Source organism: Endozoicomonas sp., assembly GCF_965196975.1.
Taxonomy (GTDB): Bacteria; Pseudomonadota; Gammaproteobacteria; order Pseudomonadales; family Endozoicomonadaceae; genus Endozoicomonas.
The window spans coordinates 4,813,432-4,834,215 of the sequence record NZ_OZ239981.1 but is presented as its reverse complement, the minus strand read 5'-3'; the positions used below and the strand labels follow the sequence as shown (position 1 = coordinate 4,834,215).

The following is a 20,784-nucleotide window of genomic DNA, read 5'->3' as shown; positions in this document are numbered from 1 at the left end:
CAGAGAGAGCAAAAAATGATCACTGCTTACGCAGCCCGTCAGCCTGGCGCAGAATTACAGCCCTTTGAGTATAAACCTGAACCTCTGAACAACAATGAAGTTGAAATAGAGGTTACCCACTGTGGTATCTGCCACAGCGACCTGAGCATGTGGAAAGATGATTGGGGAATGACTCAGTACCCTTTTGTTCCTGGCCATGAAGTTGCTGGTCATATAAGTGCGGTTGGTGAGGAGGTAACCTGGCTTGCTCCCGGAGACCGGGTTGGTCTTGGCTGGCACTCTGGCTACTGCCAGCACTGCCACAACTGTCTGTCCGGTGATCATAATCTCTGCCCGGAATCACAGGGAACTATTGTTGGCCGTCATGGAGGCTTTGCCAATAAAGTCCGTGCACAGGCGATCAGCGTCGTAAAACTGCCAGACAGCATCAGTAATGAAGTCGCTGGCCCATTATTCTGCGGGGGTATTACAGTATTTAATCCGATGGTGCAGTTTAACCTGTCTCCCACCAGCAAGGTTGCCGTTATCGGTATCGGTGGCCTTGGCCATATGGCGGTGAAATTTCTCAACGCCTGGGGCTGTGAAGTGACCGCGTTTACCAGCTCAGAAAGCAAGCGTACAGAAGCCCTGACCCTCGGAGCCCATAAAACACTCAACTCCAGAGACAGCAACGAGCTGAAAGCCGCTGCAAACCAGTTTGACCTTATTCTATCGACCGTCAATGTTGGTCTGGACTGGGAAGGCTACCTGGCAACCTTGAACAGTAAAGGCCGTCTCCACTTTCTTGGAGCAACCCTTGAGCCACTGCAGATGAATGTTTTCAGTTTGATCATGAGCCAGCGCAGTGTGTCTGGCTCGCCGGTAGGTAGCCCGGCAACCATTGCCAGAATGCTTGAGTTTGCTGCACATCACAGCATCCAGCCTGAAGTTGAACTGTTTGAAATGAGTGATGTGAATAAGGCAATGAAGTTTTTGGAAGAAGGGCACCCCCATTATCGAGTGGTATTAAGAAATGACTTCAAGTAACCGCGTTGCAGTTATCGGTGCTACCGGTCAGTTTGGCCATCCTTTGACTTTAAATCTCGCCTCCGAAGGCGCCGACGTTTTGGCCATATCCCGGGCACCTTCAGCACAGAATGAGCAGAAGCTTGAAACCCTTAAGAGCGCCGGCTGCGAGCTTGGCTTCTGCTCAGATCCGTCCGATGAAGCAGCACTGACCCGGTTATTTGATGGCTGCACAACGGTGGTGATGGTGACCCGAGGCCTTCCCGAGAGCATTCGAACCAATGACCCTCTTTACCTCAATGCTGCCAAAAAAGCGGGTGTACGGCGTTTTGTTCCCAACGAGTTTGGCTGCCATACCCTTGGCTTGGAAACCGGCATCAGCGAACTGTTTGATGCAAAGAAAGCCATGCAGTCAAAAATAGAAGCAGCGGGGCTGAAAAAAACACTGATCTATCCCGGCCTGAACTCTGATTACTGCTTGCCCAACTACCGTTTTTTTAATGAGATTACGACGTTCGGAAATCTGGACTTACCCATCACCACTCATCATATCAGCGATATTGGCGTTATTGCTGCCAAAGCCATACTTGATGAACGCACAGAAGGGAAAGCAGTTCAGCTGTATCACAACCGGTTAACTCAGCAGAAGATGCTGGATCTTCTGGGGGAAAGCTGGCCTGAGCATGACTTTCCTGTGAAGCACATCAGCACGGAATCGATTCTGCATGATATGAAAGAGGGCTCTAATGCCATCACCGCCAAAGCTGGAATGGAGACTGATCGTGAACGTGCCCAGATTAATTACGTTTGTTATGTCAGTGGTGAGTTGACCAATATTAATAACCCGGAAACGCTGAATGCGTCAGAGCTTTACCCTGACTATGTCTATCGCACACCAAAAGAAATGCTAAGTGATCCGCATTTTGTCTTTGGTCAGGTTTAAAGACCTCCTGGCTATCAAAGATGCTAATCAAGTCCCATGAAATATTTAGTAAGTCATACCATGGCATATCTTTCCTTTTTCGTCATTTACCCAGTTCTGAAAAATGGTTCCATGCGTTAGTTATGTTCTGGGTGATATGGCAACTGGCAACCTCTCTAGGCATGCATATTCATGGCAATACATTAGCTCCCCAATTCACCACCATTGATAAACTGCACATATACGGCGGTGCTGCACTTTTTCTACCCGCTGTTATCTTTTTCGTCATTGCCATTCACCGACGCCAAGTTGCTGACTTGTACCCCTGGCTGAAAGGCAATTTAAGCCAGTTGAAAGAAGACGTAGAAACACTGGTATCACTCAAACTTCCGGAAGCCTCTCCTGGTGGCCTGGCTGCAACCATCGAAGGGCTTGGGCTGCTGGCCTTATTACTGGCGGTAATCACCGGCTTACTCTGGTTTATAACCATAACCTGTATCTCACCAACAGCCCCTTCACTGCTTGAGATTCATAAAACCAGCGTTGGTGCCATTGAGTGGTATTTCTATGGGCATGGATTCTTTGCCCTTTTGCACTTGCTGAGTTGGTGGCGAGGATAACCATGAACATTGCTCAATATACCGTTAAGTTGTTTCGACAAGTGGGTATCCAGCGGATCTGGGGAATTACCGGAGATTCGCTCAATGGCCTGGCAGACAGCCTGAGGGCAGATGGTGAAATAGAATGGATTGGTGTTCGCCACGAAGAGGTGGCTGCATTTGCAGCTGGAGCCGAAGCTGAGATTTCGGGCCAACTGGCAGTGTGTGCCGGCTCCTGTGGTCCGGGCAATATGCACTTGATTAATGGCCTGTACAACTGCTTTCGCAATAACGTCCCTGTTCTTGCCATTGCTGCAGATATCCCCTCATCAGAACTGGGTACCCATTATTTTCAGGAGACCGATCCCAAGCAGTTATTTGCCGGCTGCAGTATATTCTGTGAAAAGATAACGACTCCCGACCAAATGCCTCAGGTCATGGAAACAGCCATTCGTCAGGCCATTTTAAAACGGAGTGTCAGCGTTATTATTTTGCCGGGTGATGTGGCATTGAAACCCATGCCAAAAAACTCGGTCATTAAATGGCAACCACCTGAACCTGCATCAATCGAACCCTGTATACAGTCCATAAAACTGGCGGCTGACCTACTGAATGGACTCGAAAAAGTCACACTGTTATGCGGTGCTGGCTGCAAAGGTGCTCATGATGTCGTGATAGCCCTGGCTGAAAAACTCAACGCTCCCATTGTTCATGCCCTCAGGGGAAAAGAATTTATCGAATACGATAATCCTTATGATGTGGGTATGACCGGTCTTATCGGTTTTGAGTCCGGCTATCAGGCCATGGACAATGCAGATGTCCTGCTGTTGCTGGGAACAGGTTTTCCTTACCGGCACTTTTATCCACAGGGAACAAAGATCATTCAAATTGATCGAGTTCCTGAGGCCATTGGCCGTCACACTCAGGTTGACCTGGGCATTGTCAGTGAAGTCATTCCAGCGCTAAAAGCATTGATTCCACAAATCCATAAAAAATCAGACGACGAATTTCTACAATGGTGCCAGGAGCATTACCAGTCATCCCGGGAAAAGCTGGATGCACAGGCTGCCACTAAACCCAAGAGTAAACGTATTCATCCCCAGACGCTGGCCAGTCTGATCAGCAGGAAAGCTGCAGATAATGCCATTTTCACCTGTGATGTGGGTACACCAACTCTCTGGTCCGCACGCTATATCCAAACCAATGGAAAGCGCAGGCTGATCGGCTCATTTAACCATGGCTCCATGGCCAATGCCCTGGCCCAGGCTATTGGTGCACAGATACTGGATAGGCAGAGGCAGGTTATTGCGTTCTGTGGTGATGGCGGATTTTCAATGCTGATGGGGGATCTGCTAACGCTACAACCCTACCAGCTTCCCATAAAAATCGCCGTATTGAATAACAGCTCACTGGGATTCGTGGATCTGGAAATGAAGTCAGCTGGCTTTGTATCCGATGCCACCACATTGAAAAACCCCAGTTTTGCGGCCATTGCATCGGCCTGTGGCATCCACAGCTACACCGTTAACATACCAGCAGAACTGCCCGATGCCCTGGATAGTTGGCTAAACGACACAGGACCATCGCTTCTGGAGGTCATCACCGACCGCCATGAAATCAGCATGCCACCCAAAATGGAGCTTGCTTATGGTAAAGGCTTTAGCCTCTACGCCCTTAAGGCGGTTTTAAATGGCTACGGTGATGAATTAATTGAGCTGGCCAAGGTGAATTTGTTCCGGTAGATGGCCTTTAACAACGACAACCTGTACCAATATCCATATTGCTGGCCTCACCCAGTTCACAACAACCGGTTTCCTGGCATCTCTCTTCCAGATTCAGAGCACTGCAACTACAATCATTCTTGCAGCGCCCCAGGAATGTTTTTTCAGATAAATAGAAATCACTGAACTTTTCTAAAAAGTCTTTCGATACGGTTTTTTCAGCCAAACCGGTTTCCAGAAGCGCTTCCTGCCAAGCCTGAACTTTTGGATATCCAGCCAGGAAATCATAGCCGCTCTTCTCTCGAATGATCTGAGCTCGATGTAACAGTGGCAGCCAGGCCAGATCAACCATACTCAGCGTATCGCTGTTGAAAAACCGGTACTCCCCAAGCACTTTCTCAACTTTCGCGAATGCCGTTGTCAGCTTCTCGGCCCGCTCCTTCAGAGTCTGGCCATCTTTACTGCTCTGTGCCCCGCATTGAGGAAGGTAATTTTTGGTACCCAGGTAACTCCAGGCTCTATTCAGCGCTTTCTGTTCAGCACTTAACCCTTCCTGCAGAACCGGATAGGCATCCTCCAGATACTCTGCAATGGCATCGGACTCAAACAGAGCAGTACCATTTTCCGTAATCATGACTGGAACCTGTCCATTGGGAGAGATCTCCAGAAACCATTGAGGCTTATCACTCAAGCTAATGTATTCCACTTGATAAGGCAGGTTCTTGGCTTCCAGCATGGCGGTGATGCGCTGAACGAATGGACAAATCGTAAAGCTGATGACTTTCAACATGGATAACACCTCTATATCAGGCAGTAGCCAGCTAACCTGGCCACTTTAATTTGCTCTTGCCTATAGAGACGTGCGTTGTTGTAAAAGGACGCAAATTATTTTTATTTTGTAACTATTCAGCACCCTTCATATAAATCTGGAATTTTCTGATTTTTCGACCATCATCTTATACTCAATTTTTCTAACAAATCTCCAGTATGGAACCAGACTTCCCAGCTACTCCGTTTACCGAAGCTCTCCTTAAAGAGAATGAAGAGCTTCGGACCGAGAATGCGCTTTTACGGGAACGTTGCAGCGAACTGGAAGAAAGGGTTAATAAAAACAGTCAAAACAGTAGTAAGCCACCATCGTCAGATGGTTATCAAAAGCCCAGTAAAAAAGGGAGTGATAAAGGTGATACATCTTCCAAAGAAGCCCCCTGCTCCTCACAGGAAACACCGAACCCCAAAAGCCTTAGACCATCTTCAGGCAATAAACCAGGTGGCCAGAAAGGTCATCAAGGCTCTTGTTTGAGACGTGTCGCCTTACCCGATTATGTCAGGCATCTGAAGGTTGAAAAATGTTGCTGTTGCCAGTCTTCGCTTATCGATATTAAACCCACCAAATACATTGAGCGACAGGTTTTTGATCCAGGTAGACCCGGAGAATTTGAAGTTACCGCGTACTGGGCAGACGTTAAAGTATGTCCTTGTGGTAAACGGAACACCGCTGAGTTTCCCCAAGGAGTGAAAGCCGCTGCTCAATACGGAGAAGTGACTCAGGCAATGGCTGTTCATTTAAACCAGTATCACTTCATCCCATATCACCGGGTGTCTGAGTATTTCAATACTATTTATTGCATGAGTGTCAGCGCAGGCTCTGTTGCCAATTTTGTTGCCTATACCCATGAGAACCTGGCCTCTACTGAGCAGAGTATCCGCGATGCTTTACAAGAAAGTCCGGTTGCAGGAGCGGATGAAACTGGCATGCGGGTTGACGGTTCACTGTGGTGGTTACACATTATGCGAGATGACCAATGGACGCTTTACTACCTCTCAGAAAGGCGAGGTTGTGAAGCAATGGATGCAATGGGCATCCTGCTGACTTTTGCAGGCATTCTGGTTCACGATCATTGGAAGTCCTACTTTGCCTATGCGGCAGTGCATGTGCTTTGTAATGCCCATCATCTGAGAGAGCTTCAGGGAGTTGTCGATAGGGATGCGAATAAGCTGGCTCTGCGGCTGATGAAATTGCTTACGCTCTCCTGGCACTTCTGCAAGAAATACAAAGCAGCCGGTCTGACTCAAATGCCTGGTGCAATACAGCTTCGCATTGAGACGATATACGACCAAATCCTTCAAAGGGCTCTCACGAAGGAAACCGCTTATATGGAAAAACAACGACAGGTGCTTGGACGTAAGAAGGTCAGGAATACCAAGGCCTACAACCTGTTCAAAAGGCTTATTGAGTTTAAGGTTGAAACGTTGCGCTTCATGTCGGACTTTTCAATTCCCTTCGATAACAATGGCAGTGAACGTGATGCCAGGATGGCCAAACTTAAGCAGAAGATCTCAGGCTGCTTCAGAAGCGAAGACGGAGGTACCATGTTTACCCGAATCCGAAGCTATTTATCATCTGCTAAAAAGCAGGGGTTGAACATATTTCAGGCGCTTCTTAAAGCGGTTCGAAATTACAACAATACGCCTTTGCTGGGTGCTGAATAGTTACTTTATTTTTTCTGTCGAGCGGTCAGGTGTCATTGTCTGGCAAGCAGTCTATTTGACAATTTCCGGAGGCCCTGGGCTTATAGTCCACTACCCCTCCACGCCCAACCTCAATATCACAACATGCTGTGTAGCGTTCTCGTAAGAGTACTCTCCCTCTCTGTATACGACTTTTAGCGCCAGACAGTGACAGGCCCAGCTCTAGCGCAACCTGCTTCTGACTCATACCCTCCAGCTCTGACATCATCAGTGGCACCCGGTACTTTTCCGGTAGATCATCCATCATTGGCTTTATACACCAGGCCAGCTCTTGGTGAACCTGCTCGGCTTCATCCTCTTCGGGGGCTTCAAGAAATTCCGGGAGCTCCTCTACAGGGTATTGCCTACGGTAATGATCGACCACGGTGTTATGAGCAATGCGATAAAGCCAGCTGCCTACACTCTCTTCAGACTTTAACCGATGAAGCTGAGTATGAGCCTTGATATATACATCCTGCAAAATATCCTCAACCACAGACTGATCATTTACCTGCTTAGCAATGTAGTGCTTTAACCGAGCTTTATACTCTTGCCAGTGAGTCTCCATGGGAACCTCGAAAAGAGCTGGAGGGGTAAGATGTGGAGTTATTCAAGCATCAGCTGACTGTTTATTACACTCAGATAAACCATTATTTATGAACATGTGGTATCAGCTGCTACATATCTTTAATACCCTCTCTAATTTCTTTACCATCAATAAAGCCTGGATATACTGATTTAGGAATCTGCTCACCAAAATAGATTAGTTTGGCATTATCATTTTGCCAAAATGCCTCAGCCTGTTTTAACTGAACATACAATGGGGTAATCAGCTCTTTATTTGCCTCCGCTTCACGCATTGTGGCTTCTGCCTTGGCCTCACCTTGGGTTTTCAATACATAAGCATCCACCTCGCCCTGCTGACGGGTAACACGGCTGTTTGCCTCGCCATCCTCTATGAGCTTATGAACTCTGACTGCGACCCTGATCTTCTCACGCTCCATCTCATTTTTTTCTTCTGCCAGTTTCTTTTCATTCTCAATATCAGCAATCAATTTTTCCAGCTCAGCTCTTCTTTTCCGCTCCAGCTGTTCGGTCTCAGCTTCTTTCAGACGTCGAAGTTGTTGTTGTGAGGCAGCAGCAAGTCGACTTTTTTCCTCAACAATAACCTCATAATTTCTTCTGATATTTTCAGGTAACTCAGGCTTTGAAACTACGACTTTATTTATTCGAAGATTAGATTCACTTTTTTCCTGCTCTTCAATAAGATGATGATATAAGTAATCATTAATGGTAGGGAAATTATCTATATAAACTTCCTGTGCTGTCATTGTCGTACAGAGCTCGGTAATTGCCTGAATAGTAGGTTCTGTTATTAAATAATGATCATAGTTTTCACCAAAATTACTCACAATATTCATGACATCCTTCTCACGCAGCTGGTTATAGACAGCAACTCGAGGAAACGTAATTGTCAGACCATCTTTAGTTCCACAAGGTATATTCTCAATAATGTCAATCTGTGGTCTGACATTAACTAAAATACCCTGAATAAATGGCCAGCCCCAAATGATATGTACACCTGGCTTATAGGTTTTTTTATAAAACCCGCCAAGATAAAGTATGCCAACGGCTCCTTCAGGAATCGTTAGAAGCGGACTTAAGCCCCAAGGCTGCGCAACGTCTTCTCCAAAAGCGTTACAACTAAAAATCAGGACAAGTATAAACCCTGCTAACTTCTCTCTCATTTAAACCACCTAAACTACAGATGCATTGATATATGCATACATGGAAATAGTTTGCGTTATTGTAAGTAGCATTCTAGAACAGTCAGAATTTCTGGATATTAATATTTGGCCTACCTGAAGAAGGTCAGACAGTTTCGTAAGTCAGGCGTAAAATTAATGATGTTCAGGTGAACGCTGAGCTAATGGGGAATAAGATAACGATAGCAGTTCAGGCTGTGTTAAAAATATGGATATCTAACTGAATCAAAATAGGGTGCTCTCTCAATTTGATAACTGACTCATAGGTTAGCTTCAACCTTTCCAGTCATGAACTCAGACCAAAGTTGTTCCCAGCGCCCCTTACTCTGGATCAGTGCTCTTGTTGTCAAAAGCACTTCCGCTCCTGTTGCTTTCCACCTCATTCCAGAACCACATAATCGTTGCTTTACCAGAGTCTTACAAGCCGCTTCAGTAACTCCTGAACCTATTGGCCAATGGCGTTTAAGCGCCTGATGATAATTCATTAACTGGTGATTGTTTGTAAAATAGCTCACAGCTTTGTAGCGCTTCTCTGTCAGTGCGATTGTCTTTTTCGGGAGCTCGGCTGATTCAATTTCCTGAAGGATTTTTTTGGCTGCTCCACGCTTGTTTTTCAAACTATGTAGCCTGTCTTCAAGCCACTGGTGTCGCTTCGCCTTACTGGTTGGAAACAGTGCTTCCGCTGCTCCAGCTAAATATTCAGATGCATGATAAAAATCGAGTATCTGCCCAGAGGTATGTTGTTTCAAATAACTCCAGTTTTCTCTAGCCCCGTCAGCTACCCCGATGTATGTGGCATTTGGGTAGAGTCGTTTTAGATCTGCAATCTCCTCGTCGAGCTTGCTCATAAAGCTTTGTTTACCATACTCTGGCGAACTGGCTGTATATATCGTGTGGAGCCTGTCTCCATCTGCAGAATATAGGCTCAATGTCCCACACATGGCTTCCCTCCAGCCTTCTTCACAAAGCAGCATGCAGGTTCCATCCAGACCAATGGCTATTGTTTCAACAGGCTCTTTTAGTGGAGGAAGGTGGTAGTGAGTGTCTTGCTGGTCTTCAATTAATGCACCTACTCTGTCCGATAAATGCTTGATATAAGAATTTGAAAGCGTCCTTTGATGGTTGGTCTCAAAATCTTCTTTTACCGCAGGCGCTGGCATCTGGCTGTATTTCCAGGCGATAGACTTGGCAAATTTGGGGGTAGCTGAACCAATAATACCGGCACGAAGATCAAGTGCTGCCAGAGTACTGCCACCTCTGACACCCTGATATACGGAGCGCTCCAAAGGTATACGACCGTATAAGGTTTCATAGTGCTTAAGAACCTTTCCTTTGTAGTTCCACTTCTGCTGATTAACGACGATAGGTTCTTTATTGGGTGATTCAAATAGCCCCAATAACTCTTTTGTTCCAAGCTGCCCGGCTTCATTGAGTGCACGCTGTAAACTATCTTCAAGATTCAGCATGTTGCCTGAATCTATAGAAACTTCAATTTGCAAAACGATGCTTTTGGTAGAGCTGGAAATAACAGAAGCGGGCATGACAGTTAACTATTATGAGTGGTGTTCCCATAGTAGCTGTGAAAATAGAGCACTATTGTTTCAATCATTCAGAGAGAGCACCCTCAAAATAAGTGAGCTATTGAAATAATGACACAGTATAAAAACTGGATGCCAATAGGTGTTTCCAGACTGGCCATATGAGTAAAAAAAGTCGTCGACTTTGAGTTAAGCGCATTGGTAATAAATACCCTCTTTGAAAGTGGACAATGCGCTGATTGATCCGGGCATATGCCCATTTCCCAGATCGCTCCTAATTTTGAAAGCCTTCCAAACAATATAAATCAGATAGGCTATCCCAAGCATTTCATAATGAAATAAATCAGATAGGCTATCCCAAGCATTTCATAATGAAATAAAACAGAGTCGACATTGATATAATGACTGCAAACCCTTCTCTCCTGCTATAGAAGGTGCGATTTCTGGTGACCATAACAAAGTCTGCATCAGGACTGACCGCCATAAAACGAGCAATCATGGCTACTGACATAAGATAAGATATGTAGTCTTACAAATGCATTGGGTGCTCTCTCAATTTGATAACTGACTCATAGGTTAGCTTCAACCTTTCCAGTCATGAACTCAGACCAAAGTTGTTCCCAGCGCCCCTTACTCTGGATCAGTGCTCTTGTTGTCAAAAGCACTTCCGCTCCTGTTGCTTTCCACCTCATTCCAGAACCACATAATCGTTGCTTTACCAGAGTCTTACAAGCCGCTTCAGTAACTCCTGAACCTATTGGCCAATGGCGTTTAAGCGCCTGATGATAATTCATTAACTGGTGATTGTTTGTAAAATAGCTCACAGCTTTGTAGCGCTTCTCTGTCAGTGCGATTGTCTTTTTCGGGAGCTCGGCTGATTCAATTTCCTGAAGGATTTTTTTGGCTGCTCCACGCTTGTTTTTCAAACTATGTAGCCTGTCTTCAAGCCACTGGTGTCGCTTCGCCTTACTGGTTGGAAACAGTGCTTCCGCTGCTCCAGCTAAATATTCAGATGCATGATAAAAATCGAGTATCTGCCCAGAGGTATGTTGTTTCAAATAACTCCAGTTTTCTCTAGCCCCGTCAGCTACCCCGATGTATGTGGCATTTGGGTAGAGTCGTTTTAGATCTGCAATCTCCTCGTCGAGCTTGCTCATAAAGCTTTGTTTACCATACTCTGGCGAACTGGCTGTATATATCGTGTGGAGCCTGTCTCCATCTGCAGAATATAGGCTCAATGTCCCACACATGGCTTCCCTCCAGCCTTCTTCACAAAGCAGCATGCAGGTTCCATCCAGACCAATGGCTATTGTTTCAACAGGCTCTTTTAGTGGAGGAAGGTGGTAGTGAGTGTCTTGCTGGTCTTCAATTAATGCACCTACTCTGTCCGATAAATGCTTGATATAAGAATTTGAAAGCGTCCTTTGATGGTTGGTCTCAAAATCTTCTTTTACCGCAGGCGCTGGCATCTGGCTGTATTTCCAGGCGATAGACTTGGCAAATTTGGGGGTAGCTGAACCAATAATACCGGCACGAAGATCAAGTGCTGCCAGAGTACTGCCACCTCTGACACCCTGATATACGGAGCGCTCCAAAGGTATACGACCGTATAAGGTTTCATAGTGCTTAAGAACCTTTCCTTTGTAGTTCCACTTCTGCTGATTAACGACGATAGGTTCTTTATTGGGTGATTCAAATAGCCCCAATAACTCTTTTGTTCCAAGCTGCCCGGCTTCATTGAGTGCACGCTGTAAACTATCTTCAAGATTCAGCATGTTGCCTGAATCTATAGAAACTTCAATTTGCAAAACGATGCTTTTGGTAGAGCTGGAAATAACAGAAGCGGGCATGACAGTTAACTATTATGAGTGGTGTTCCCATAGTAGCTGTGAAAATAGAGCACTATTGTTTCAATCATTCAGAGAGAGCACCCAATGCATTGCTTCCAACATTCGTTCCCTTAACGTTTAAATAGCTGATACAGCAATCAACCAGCAACCGAACGATAAAAATATTTCTGATACTTATCGACCACAAAAACCCGCATACAAAACGATATTATTGAAACCAGCAGAATTGAAAAAATCATGCGTCCCCAGAGGATAGCGCTGAGGTCGGCGCCCATCAGCAGTATCAGCAGGGTATCTTCAATCACACTGTGCAGCAGGTTGAGTAACATGATGGCACAGAAGATATCCCTGGGCTGAATGTGCCCATTTCGCGCCTCCTGTATTAATAACCCACCACCATAGGAGAGCCCAAGAGTCACACCAACAATGGTCAGGCTGGTTGCCTCCCGGCTGATGCCAAGAAACCTCAATAGTGGACTGAGCGCCATGGTCATCAATGCTTCAATACCTAACAACTTCAGAATACGCAGTACCAGCATGAGCGCCGTCAGGATCAGATAAATCATGGCCAGGTTTTTTATCTGAGCCATTGCCCAGTCCATAAGGCCAATCTCTAAGCCACTGTCGTTTTGCTGCAGCAGCATGCTCGCTTCCTGCTGCGACAGCCCTGTTATCTCATAAAAATGGTAGAGCAACAGCCCAAAGAGAAAGCTGGCACCAATCCTGACCAGCGTGGTCACCCAAAGTGACACACCCGCCTTTCTGGAGATAGCTCCCTCCACCGGCAGGGAGTGAGCGAGCAACATCATGCTGCCAATCACCGATACCTGGGCAACACTCAGCTCCATATTTAAATTAATCAGTACCAACAGGCCGCTGTAAATGTTAACCAGCAACGTGGTCGCCCAGACCAGCCCCAGTTCACTGGGCAGACCAACGGCGGACATGACCGGATCCAATAACTGGCTCAGATAAACGATACCACCCGCCTCCTCGAGGACCTTCAGCACAAGGATGGTGGGAATCATAATCCGAAACAGAGTCCAGCTGACGCTGATACTGTCCTGAAAAACCTGCTTAAAAAATAGAAAGAGCCGCCCCATATATCCTGCCTGCATCCTTAAGGTTTTATGGGTTAAATGTACTAAAGCCCAAATTTATTTTATTAAGACATTAAACATTAAAGTCATTATAAATTTCTTATTTTATTTAAATCTGGAAATTTTATTGCTTTATAAACCTGATTTTATTAATCCTGTATTTTCAAGCCCGCCTCACTATACAATTCTTCAACCACACCAACCGATATCACCACCCATGAGCCTTGATCGAATCGATAGAAGAATCCTCACGGTGCTGCAGGACAACAACCGCTTAACCAATGTTGAGTTGGCCGAACAGATCGGGCTCTCACCACCAGCCTGCCTGAAAAGGGTCAAGCAGTTGCGGGAGTCAGGTGTGATCATTGGTGATGTATCGCTGGTTAACCCTGAGCTATCAGGGAATAAGATGACGATGCTCGTCTCGGTTGAGATGGAGAGGGACCGGAAAGATATCTATGCCCAGTTTCAAAACTCCATCAACAGAGCTCCAGAAGTTATCGAGTGTTATCAGACCACAGGCAGCTATGACTTCGTACTCATCGTGTGTGTCAGAGATATTCAGGCATACGAAGCGTTTCTGTAGCGAGTGCTGAGAGCAGACCCAAATATTCGAAAGTTCCAGAGTTCGGTGTCCATCAGGCGCATCAAATACTCTACCGCTATTGATATACCGCAGGCTTAGAGTTACGTCCCAAGGTGCCCAGATGATTTGTGTTCAATGGATCGGGAGATGAGTTCTTCAAAGGGGCTTTTAGCCCTTGAGGTTGGGTGTTGTAATTATAAAAGCGACTGTCAATGCAAGAATAAGGGGCAACAGTAAAAGCCTGTTGCCACTAAATACATAAATTATTCTACCGTCACGCTTTTGGCCAGGTTACGCGGCTGATCCACATCGGTACCCTTAATGATCGCCACATAATAAGAGAGCAACTGCAGGGGAATGGTGTAAAGAATTGGGGCAATCACTTCTGGAGCTTCTTCCACTGGCAATACCCTGACACCTTCGGTCTCAGCCAGGTTCGCCTGTTTATCTGCAAAGACAAACAGTTGGCCGCCCCTTGCCCGAACCTCTTCCATGTTGGACTTCAGCTTTTCCAGCAGATCGTTGTTCGGCGCCACCACAATCACCGGCATATCGTTATCGATCAGAGCCAATGGGCCATGCTTCAGTTCACCGGCAGCATAAGCTTCCGCATGAATATAGGAAATCTCTTTAAGCTTCAGAGCCCCTTCCATGGCAATGGGATACTGGGTACCACGACCCAGAAACAGACTGTGATGCTTATCGGCAAAGGCTTCCGCCATGGCTTCAATATCATCACTCAGCGCCAGTGTACTCTTCAGGGTATGAGGCAGATTCCGAAGTGCTGACACAACACTGGATTCCTGTTCCGGTGTCATACCGGTATGACGGCCAATCGCCGTCACCAGCATCAGCAATGCCGTTAGCTGGGTAGTAAATGCCTTGGTTGATGCTACACCAATCTCTGCACCCGCACGGGTCATCATGGCGATATCCGATTCCCGCACCATTGAAGAGCCAGGTACGTTACAGATACTCAGTGAAGCCATATAGCCCAGTTCTTTCGCCAGTTTCAATGCAGCCAGCGTATCGGCTGTCTCACCGGACTGGGAAATGGTGACAAACAGACAGTCCTCAGGCACAAAGAACTTCCGGTAGCGGAATTCAGAGGCAATCTCAACACGGCAGGGAATGCCCGCCAGTTCCTCAAACCAGTAGCGAGCCACCATACCAGCATGATAACTGGTACCACAGGCAACAATTTGAACGGCACGGGTTTTATTGAGGATCTCCTGGCCTTCCTTACCGAGGATATCGAGATTCAGCTGATGTTCACCCAGGCGACCTTCCAGAGTATTCGCAATGGCTTCCGGCTGCTCATGGATCTCTTTCAGCATGTAATGGCGATATGGGCCTTTATCTCCGGCATCATGCTCAACATCACTCTCCCGGGCATCGCGTTCAACCGGATTTCCCGAAGCATCAAGAACCGAAACCTTTGTGCGGGTCACTTCTGCCACATCCCCTTCTTCAAGGAACATGAAACGGCGGGTAACCGGGAAGAGAGCCAGCTGATCAGAAGCAATAAAGTGTTCACCAATACCGAGGCCAATCACCAGTGGGCTTCCGGAGCGGGCGACGACAAGACGTTCATTGTCGTTGCAGTCCATCACCACCATGCCATAGGCACCTTCCAGCCTGGTTACTGCTTTCTGTACAGCTTCCAGAAGGGAGTCGCTGTTCTTGAGTTCAAGGCTAACCAGATGAGCGATGACTTCCGTATCAGTATCCGAGGTAAAGACATAGCCTTCACCCTGAAGAAAAACTCGTAATGCTTCATGGTTTTCAATAATGCCATTATGAACAACAGCTATGTGATCTTCAGATACATGTGGGTGGGCATTACGCTCATTGGGTTCACCATGGGTGGCCCAGCGGGTATGGGCTATGCCGGTACCACCTTGAAGCGGGTTTTGGGAAACCGCATCAGCCAGTTCAGATACCTTGCCGGTACGCCTTTCTCTCTTGAGTTCACCATTGGCATCAATGATGGCGATACCTGCTGAATCATAGCCCCGGTATTCCAGGCGGCGAAGCCCTTCCAGCAGAATATCTGCCACATCCCTTTGCGCTACAGCACCAACAATCCCACACATAGTCGTTCGATCCCTTAGGTCATCATAAACATTGCCAGAATCATCAGGGAGCAGATGACCGAGTCATTCCCTCCCTTACTGGCGAATATCAGTCTTCTTTTACCGGGCGCTGCCAGCCTTCGATATTGCGCTGCTTTCCACGGGCCACGGCCAGCTGCTCATCGGGGATATCTTTGGTAATGGTGGAACCAGCGCCTGTCGTTGCACCTCGACCAATCGTCACAGGAGCAACCAGCGAACTGTTGCTGCCAATAAAAGCGCCATCGCCTATAACGGTCTTGAATTTATTAACACCGTCGTAATTGCAGGTAATGGTGCCGGCACCAACATTAACCTCATCTCCTACTTCGGAGTCGCCCACATAGCTGAGGTGATTGACCTTACTGCCTTTGCCAATAACGGTTTTCTTGATTTCTACAAAATTGCCAACCCTTGCTTTTTCCTTAAGCTCGGTTCCCGGTCTCAAACGGGCAAACGGACCAACCTCACACCCTGCAGCAACGACAGCATCTTCAAGAATGGAGTGCGCTTTGATAATGGCGCCTTCCCCAATGACGGAGTTGCGAATAACACAACCAGGCTCGATATATACGTTATCTGCCAGCTCAACCCTGCCTTCAAGAACCACATTGATATCCAGAGTAATGTCATGGCCAGTCTTAACGTCACCACGAATATCCAGACGTCGTGGGTCAATGATCGTGACACCGTTAACCATCAGGTTATTGGCCAGCTGCTGTTGACGGGCCCGTTCCAGCTCCATCAGCTGCACGCGGCTGTTAACACCTTCAACTTCAATAGGGATCTGTGGTTGAACATGAATAACCGGGGTATCTTCTGCCACGGCCATCGAGACAATATCCGTGAGATAGAACTCATGCTGGACATTCTCATTCTTCAGGCCGTTCACCCAACCACTCACCTTATTGCCGGGAATGGCCATGATGCCGGTATTCACTTCATTAATGGCAAGCTGCTCAGGGGTAGCGTCCTTGTCTTCAACAATGGCCTGAATGTTGCCAAATCCATCACGGATAATTCGGCCATAGCCGGAAGGGTTAGCCAGGTTAATGGTGAGTAGACCCAGGCGTTCGCCATTACTGGCCGCCAGGAGTGACTGTAAGGAAGAAGAGTGAATCAGGGGAACGTCACCATACAGCACCAGCACCACATCAGCCCCCTGGCAGCCCGGAAGTGCCTGCTGCACAGCATGGCCAGTACCCAGCTGCTCTTCCTGAACCACCCAGTTCAGGTCGTAATGACCCAGTGCTGCTTTTACCTGTTCTGCCCCATGGCCAATCACTACATGAATCTTTCCCTCACCCACCTTTCTCTGGGTATGCTGGGCACTGAGGATAACGTGCTCCAGCATAGGCTTGCCAGCAATGCGATGAAGCACTTTTGGCAGTTTTGATTTCATACGGCTGCCCTGGCCGGCAGCAAGAATAACGTTATCAGCTCTCATGGTAGCCTCGGTCTACAAAGTGCCCCTGCAGGAGCATCTGCTTTTTAACTGTTTCGTCTGGTAACGCAAAAACAAAAGCGACATCAGGTAACAAGCCTGATCAATCAGAGTTTTCTTTGGGAGAAAAATACCAGAACAGAGATCATGTCTTTCTGAAATGTCAGGAATATTTAACCATTGGAGTCATTGGAGAAGTCTGATCATTGTCCAACAACTAACTCCTGAATAGCCGAAAATCTACATTACATCACTAGATTAATGACGACGCACGAAAAGACAACCCTAATTGTCATAAATTTATTGACAATAAGTTGTCGCACAAAATAAGTCAGCCGATTATTCTAAAAGCCTATGATGAACAAACAGTCCTGACCATGAACCTTGACACTCTGGAAAACCTTGGCCTCAGCCAACGGGAAATCAGCACTTATCTTGCTCTTTTAAAACTGGGATCAGCATCGATCCGGGATATTGCTGCTCAGACCGGGATCAACCGGGGTACCACTTATGAAACCTTGAAAGACCTGGCTGGTAAAGGAGTTGTCAGCTATTTTCCCAAAGGAAAGCGTCGTATTTTTTCCGCAGAGCCACCGGAAAAACTTCTGGAGCTGGCAGAAGAAAAACGTCAATCTCTGGATGCCACGATTGAAGAGATGAAGATCCGGCTGATTCCACAGCTGAATCATTTGAAGCCAGATTTCAGTGCAGGCAATGTGCGTTTCTATGAAGGTGACAGTGGCATTGAATTTGTGCTCAAAGATATCCTCAACACAGTTGCCCAGCAGAAAGACCGAGAATACAGTGTGTTCTCCTCCAAGCTGATTCGACAGCATCTTTACCGCCCTTTTCCCAACTACACACAGCAACGCATCCGAAAGAATATTAAGGTGCGGGTGATTGCCATTGGTGAAGGAGGGGAAGACGCTGAGCTGTCTGAACGCAAGTGGATTGATGCCAAGGGGCGTATGTATGCCAGCTATATTGCTATATACCCACCTAAAGTCGCAATGATTTCACTGGGCTCCAGAAATTACCCCGTAGCGGTTGTGCTGGACTCCCCTGAAATTGCCGCAGCTCAGCAGATTATCTTTGAGACACTATGGAGTACACTTTAAGGACGTTCTCATTGAGATGTGAGGCTAGTTGACCACAAAAGGGGGCGATCCATCGTTTGCCCCATTCTGATTTACAAGACAGCTGACAAGAAGTGATCCGATTCTTTTCTATACTTGTCGCACACTGGATCAGTGTTTGCACCAGGCTTCACTGGATCCTCCTCCCCTTCTTTTTCATTCCTCTCTACTCAATCTGGTGAGTAAGAAATGGAGTCTGATCGTGAACAACTACTGCCTGAAATTATGCTGCCTGATCAGTGCAATAACACTTTCCTCCTTGGCCATAGCCACAGACTATAACGACGGTATCCCTCCTAGTAACGACTTCAAATGGATGAATCTGAATCTGATGTATGCCTATAAGGAGCTACCAAGGCCCAAGAATACATCCAATGACGGACATGACTACCTGGAGCTGGAGTTTGGTGGGCGCTCAGGCATCCTTGATATTTATGGATATGTTGATGTTTTCAACCTGACCAATCGAGACAACAGCGACAAGAAAGGCCAGCCCAAAATGTTTATGAAGTTCGCCCCCCGGCTTTCCCTGAAGGGTCTATTCAATAACCTGCCATGGGGGCCTGTTTCTGATATCTATCTGGCTACACTGTTCAACTGGGGTGGGGGTGGAGCCACCAACTATGATGAGAATGATGTTGGTGTGCCGAGTGAAGATACCAACAACTCATTCTGGGGAATTGGCTCTGATATTCAGGTTCCATGGTTTGGCAAGATGGGGCTTAACCTTTATGGACTTTATGATCTGAATAAGAAGGACTGGAATGGGCTGCAGATATCCACCAACTGGTTTACTCCCTTCTTCACATTCAATAATGGAAGCTTTATCTCTTATCAGGGCTACATTGACTATCAGTTTGGTGCTAAAGATACCTTTGCGGGCAATTCACAGGCAAAGCATGGGGGAGCCATGTTTAATGGCCTCTATTGGCACTTTGACAAATTCGCCCTTGGCTATGGCCTGAAACTCTACTCCGATATTTATCTGGTCAAAAATAATGCAAATGGAATGAAATCTTCGGGAGCCAGTCATTACTTTGCCATTACTTATAAATTCTAAGGTACTCGTAGTTGTGAAAAATTGATTCCCTAACAACAAACCATTTGATACTTAAAATAAATTCACAAACAAAAGAGCATGGATGCCAGACTCAAATGATGGATTTTACTTTGACTAAATAAGATTGCTCTTAGGTAAATGGCTTTAATATCAAAAAATCATGCCATGTTATTTTACAATTCGCATAGATTAGAATTAACGTTAGCAACGATCACAAATGCAAAAATGTTATTTTAAGTCAAACTTTTGCTTACAAAATGCTTTCAGGATAATTAATCCTCAAAGACACTCGTACCAAAGCACAAATGTTATATTACCAGTAACTTTTTCCGGAAGTTTAATTTATGCACTTGAGATCAGTGTGCCCAAGAAACACACAGTACAGATTCTGGCTAAAACTGATTGCCAAAGCCTCAATGATATCTGCTGCAGTGACTCTTGCTTACTTCTGGACAACTTCTGAAATTCAGCAGTCGACCTATATCCCCAATAAGACATACAAACTGACCATTCTGAACACAAATGAATTCAACCTTGACACTACAAGTGATTACAAAGTGATTAATCAGGGGTTGAATCATCGGCAGGAGCTCATTAAGAAGATACGAAGGGAGGTGAGTGCAGAAGGAGGTAAGTTATTACTACTTTCCGGTGGGGAGCTGAGTACTGATGATGATATTCTCAATCTGAAGCAGCTGAATCAGTTGGGATATAATGCGATGACTGTCAGTCCATTGCTATTTGATGAGCCTATCAATACGATCCGGCTTCAAGAAGCTGCGGCAGATTTTCCATTTTTGTCTGCCAACCTTTACGAATCAGAAACTGGCAGACCTGTCTTCGATGCTTACGCGCTGTTCGATTTCGATGGACTGCGAATTGCGGTAATGGGAATTACAGGACAGGGGAGTTTTAGCGATGGTATCTCGGAGTATCGACGCGGAATAGAGTTAATGGATCCGGTGCTGGCCACTTCAGAGCTTATCCCCTATCTTAGAAGACAGGCAGATATAGTGATCGTTGCAACCCATGCTATCCACTACCCAAAGCCTGAAAAAACTGACACTAAGACCAGCCTTCCCATATCCAACCTGGAAGGCATTGATCTTCTGGTCGGAAATAGTACCTTAGCACCTAATAGCAAAATCCAAGGTTCTGAGAGCAGCGCTGCTTTAAATACCACGCCACTCTATCCCTCCATTCGCAGAATCGACCTAGAGTTTCGTAATGGAGAATTGAAAAAGACAAATTCCATACAAATTAATATGATCACTAAAATGGAACCTAAAGAAAATATTAATTTCTAATTGTTTTTTTAAACTGAAAATAGCCAGAAAATAGCTATATGGCTATACATAAGACACTGACAATTGGTTTATATTAAGTTCTAATTTCATTCTATCGGTTAATTTCTCTCAGCCTCTGATACAGC

The 20,784-nt window shown here is 46.2% G+C and carries 17 protein-coding genes; 9 read left to right on the top strand and 8 right to left on the bottom strand.

Annotation, left to right across the window (positions count from 1 at the left end):
- Positions 1-15 precede the first annotated feature (15 nt).
- The 4 genes from ahr to poxB all read left to right on the top strand — a co-directional run bounded on the left by ahr (position 16) and on the right by poxB (position 4,268).
- A complete protein-coding gene (gene ahr, locus ACOCLE_RS21700; protein WP_419534204.1) occupies positions 16-1,026 on the top strand; it encodes an NADPH-dependent aldehyde reductase Ahr in 1,011 nt (336 codons plus the stop codon).
- A complete protein-coding gene (locus ACOCLE_RS21695) occupies positions 1,013-1,948 on the top strand; it encodes an NmrA family NAD(P)-binding protein (RefSeq protein ID WP_419534203.1) in 936 nt (311 codons plus the stop codon). Before ahr ends, ACOCLE_RS21695 begins: the two co-directional genes overlap by 14 nt.
- A 122-nt stretch (positions 1,949-2,070) precedes the next feature.
- On the top strand, positions 2,071-2,547 hold the full coding sequence (locus ACOCLE_RS21690) for a hypothetical protein (RefSeq protein ID WP_419534202.1): 477 nt from the start codon (positions 2,071-2,073) through the stop codon (positions 2,545-2,547).
- 2 nt (positions 2,548-2,549) lie between these two features.
- Complete coding sequence (gene poxB / locus ACOCLE_RS21685) at positions 2,550-4,268, top strand: ubiquinone-dependent pyruvate dehydrogenase (protein ID WP_419534201.1); 1,719 nt, start codon at positions 2,550-2,552, stop codon at positions 4,266-4,268.
- 7 nt (positions 4,269-4,275) lie between these two features.
- Here the strand turns inward: poxB and ACOCLE_RS21680 are convergent, their stop codons facing one another.
- Positions 4,276-5,037, bottom strand: a complete 762-nt coding sequence (locus ACOCLE_RS21680; RefSeq protein ID WP_419534200.1) for a glutathione S-transferase family protein — start codon at positions 5,035-5,037, stop codon at positions 4,276-4,278.
- Between the two features lie 197 nt (positions 5,038-5,234).
- Here ACOCLE_RS21680 and tnpC point away from each other — a divergent pair, with 197 nt between their 5' ends.
- Positions 5,235-6,740, top strand: coding sequence for an IS66 family transposase (gene tnpC / locus ACOCLE_RS21675; protein WP_419532963.1), 1,506 nt, complete (start codon positions 5,235-5,237; stop codon positions 6,738-6,740).
- A gap of 25 nt (positions 6,741-6,765) precedes the next feature.
- Here tnpC and sigZ read toward each other — a convergent pair whose 3' ends face one another.
- The 5 genes from sigZ to ACOCLE_RS21650 form a co-directional block, all read right to left on the bottom strand.
- On the bottom strand, positions 6,766-7,326 hold the full coding sequence (gene sigZ, locus ACOCLE_RS21670; protein ID WP_419534199.1) for an RNA polymerase sigma factor SigZ: 561 nt from the start codon (positions 7,324-7,326) through the stop codon (positions 6,766-6,768).
- Between the two features lie 109 nt (positions 7,327-7,435).
- Positions 7,436-8,506: an SPFH domain-containing protein gene (locus ACOCLE_RS21665; protein WP_419534198.1), complete on the bottom strand. Its 1,071-nt coding sequence runs from the start codon at positions 8,504-8,506 to the stop codon at positions 7,436-7,438.
- Between the two features lie 278 nt (positions 8,507-8,784).
- Complete coding sequence (locus ACOCLE_RS21660) at positions 8,785-10,065, bottom strand: ISKra4 family transposase (protein WP_419532972.1); 1,281 nt, start codon at positions 10,063-10,065, stop codon at positions 8,785-8,787.
- Between the two features lie 566 nt (positions 10,066-10,631).
- Positions 10,632-11,912 (bottom strand): ISKra4 family transposase, encoded by a 1,281-nt coding sequence (locus ACOCLE_RS21655; RefSeq protein ID WP_419532972.1) that lies wholly within the window; start codon positions 11,910-11,912, stop codon positions 10,632-10,634.
- 137 nt (positions 11,913-12,049) lie between these two features.
- Positions 12,050-13,030, bottom strand: coding sequence for a hypothetical protein (locus ACOCLE_RS21650; RefSeq protein ID WP_419534197.1), 981 nt, complete (start codon positions 13,028-13,030; stop codon positions 12,050-12,052).
- A 199-nt stretch (positions 13,031-13,229) separates the two neighbouring features.
- On the opposite strand from ACOCLE_RS21650, the gene ACOCLE_RS21645 reads away from it, so the two are divergent.
- Positions 13,230-13,598, top strand: coding sequence for an Lrp/AsnC family transcriptional regulator (locus ACOCLE_RS21645; RefSeq protein WP_419534196.1), 369 nt, complete (start codon positions 13,230-13,232; stop codon positions 13,596-13,598).
- Between the two features lie 263 nt (positions 13,599-13,861).
- Here ACOCLE_RS21645 and glmS read toward each other — a convergent pair whose 3' ends face one another.
- Positions 13,862-15,694, bottom strand: a complete 1,833-nt coding sequence (gene glmS, locus ACOCLE_RS21640) for a glutamine--fructose-6-phosphate transaminase (isomerizing) (protein ID WP_419534195.1) — start codon at positions 15,692-15,694, stop codon at positions 13,862-13,864.
- An 88-nt stretch (positions 15,695-15,782) separates the two neighbouring features.
- Positions 15,783-17,159 carry a bifunctional UDP-N-acetylglucosamine diphosphorylase/glucosamine-1-phosphate N-acetyltransferase GlmU gene (glmU, locus tag ACOCLE_RS21635; protein ID WP_419534194.1) on the bottom strand — a complete coding sequence of 459 codons (1,377 nt, stop codon included), beginning with the start codon at positions 17,157-17,159 and terminating at the stop codon, positions 15,783-15,785.
- A gap of 374 nt (positions 17,160-17,533) precedes the next feature.
- Here glmU and ACOCLE_RS21630 point away from each other — a divergent pair, with 374 nt between their 5' ends.
- The 3 genes from ACOCLE_RS21630 (at position 17,534) to ACOCLE_RS21620 (ending at position 20,659) form a co-directional block, all read left to right on the top strand.
- Complete coding sequence (locus tag ACOCLE_RS21630; protein ID WP_419534193.1) at positions 17,534-18,274, top strand: TrmB family transcriptional regulator; 741 nt, start codon at positions 17,534-17,536, stop codon at positions 18,272-18,274.
- 334 nt (positions 18,275-18,608) lie between these two features.
- Positions 18,609-19,352, top strand: coding sequence for an outer membrane protein OmpK (locus ACOCLE_RS21625; protein WP_419534192.1), 744 nt, complete (start codon positions 18,609-18,611; stop codon positions 19,350-19,352).
- Positions 19,353-19,768: 416 nt separating this feature from the next.
- Positions 19,769-20,659, top strand: a complete 891-nt coding sequence (locus tag ACOCLE_RS21620; RefSeq protein WP_419534191.1) for a hypothetical protein — start codon at positions 19,769-19,771, stop codon at positions 20,657-20,659.
- The last annotated feature ends 125 nt before the right edge of the window (positions 20,660-20,784 follow it).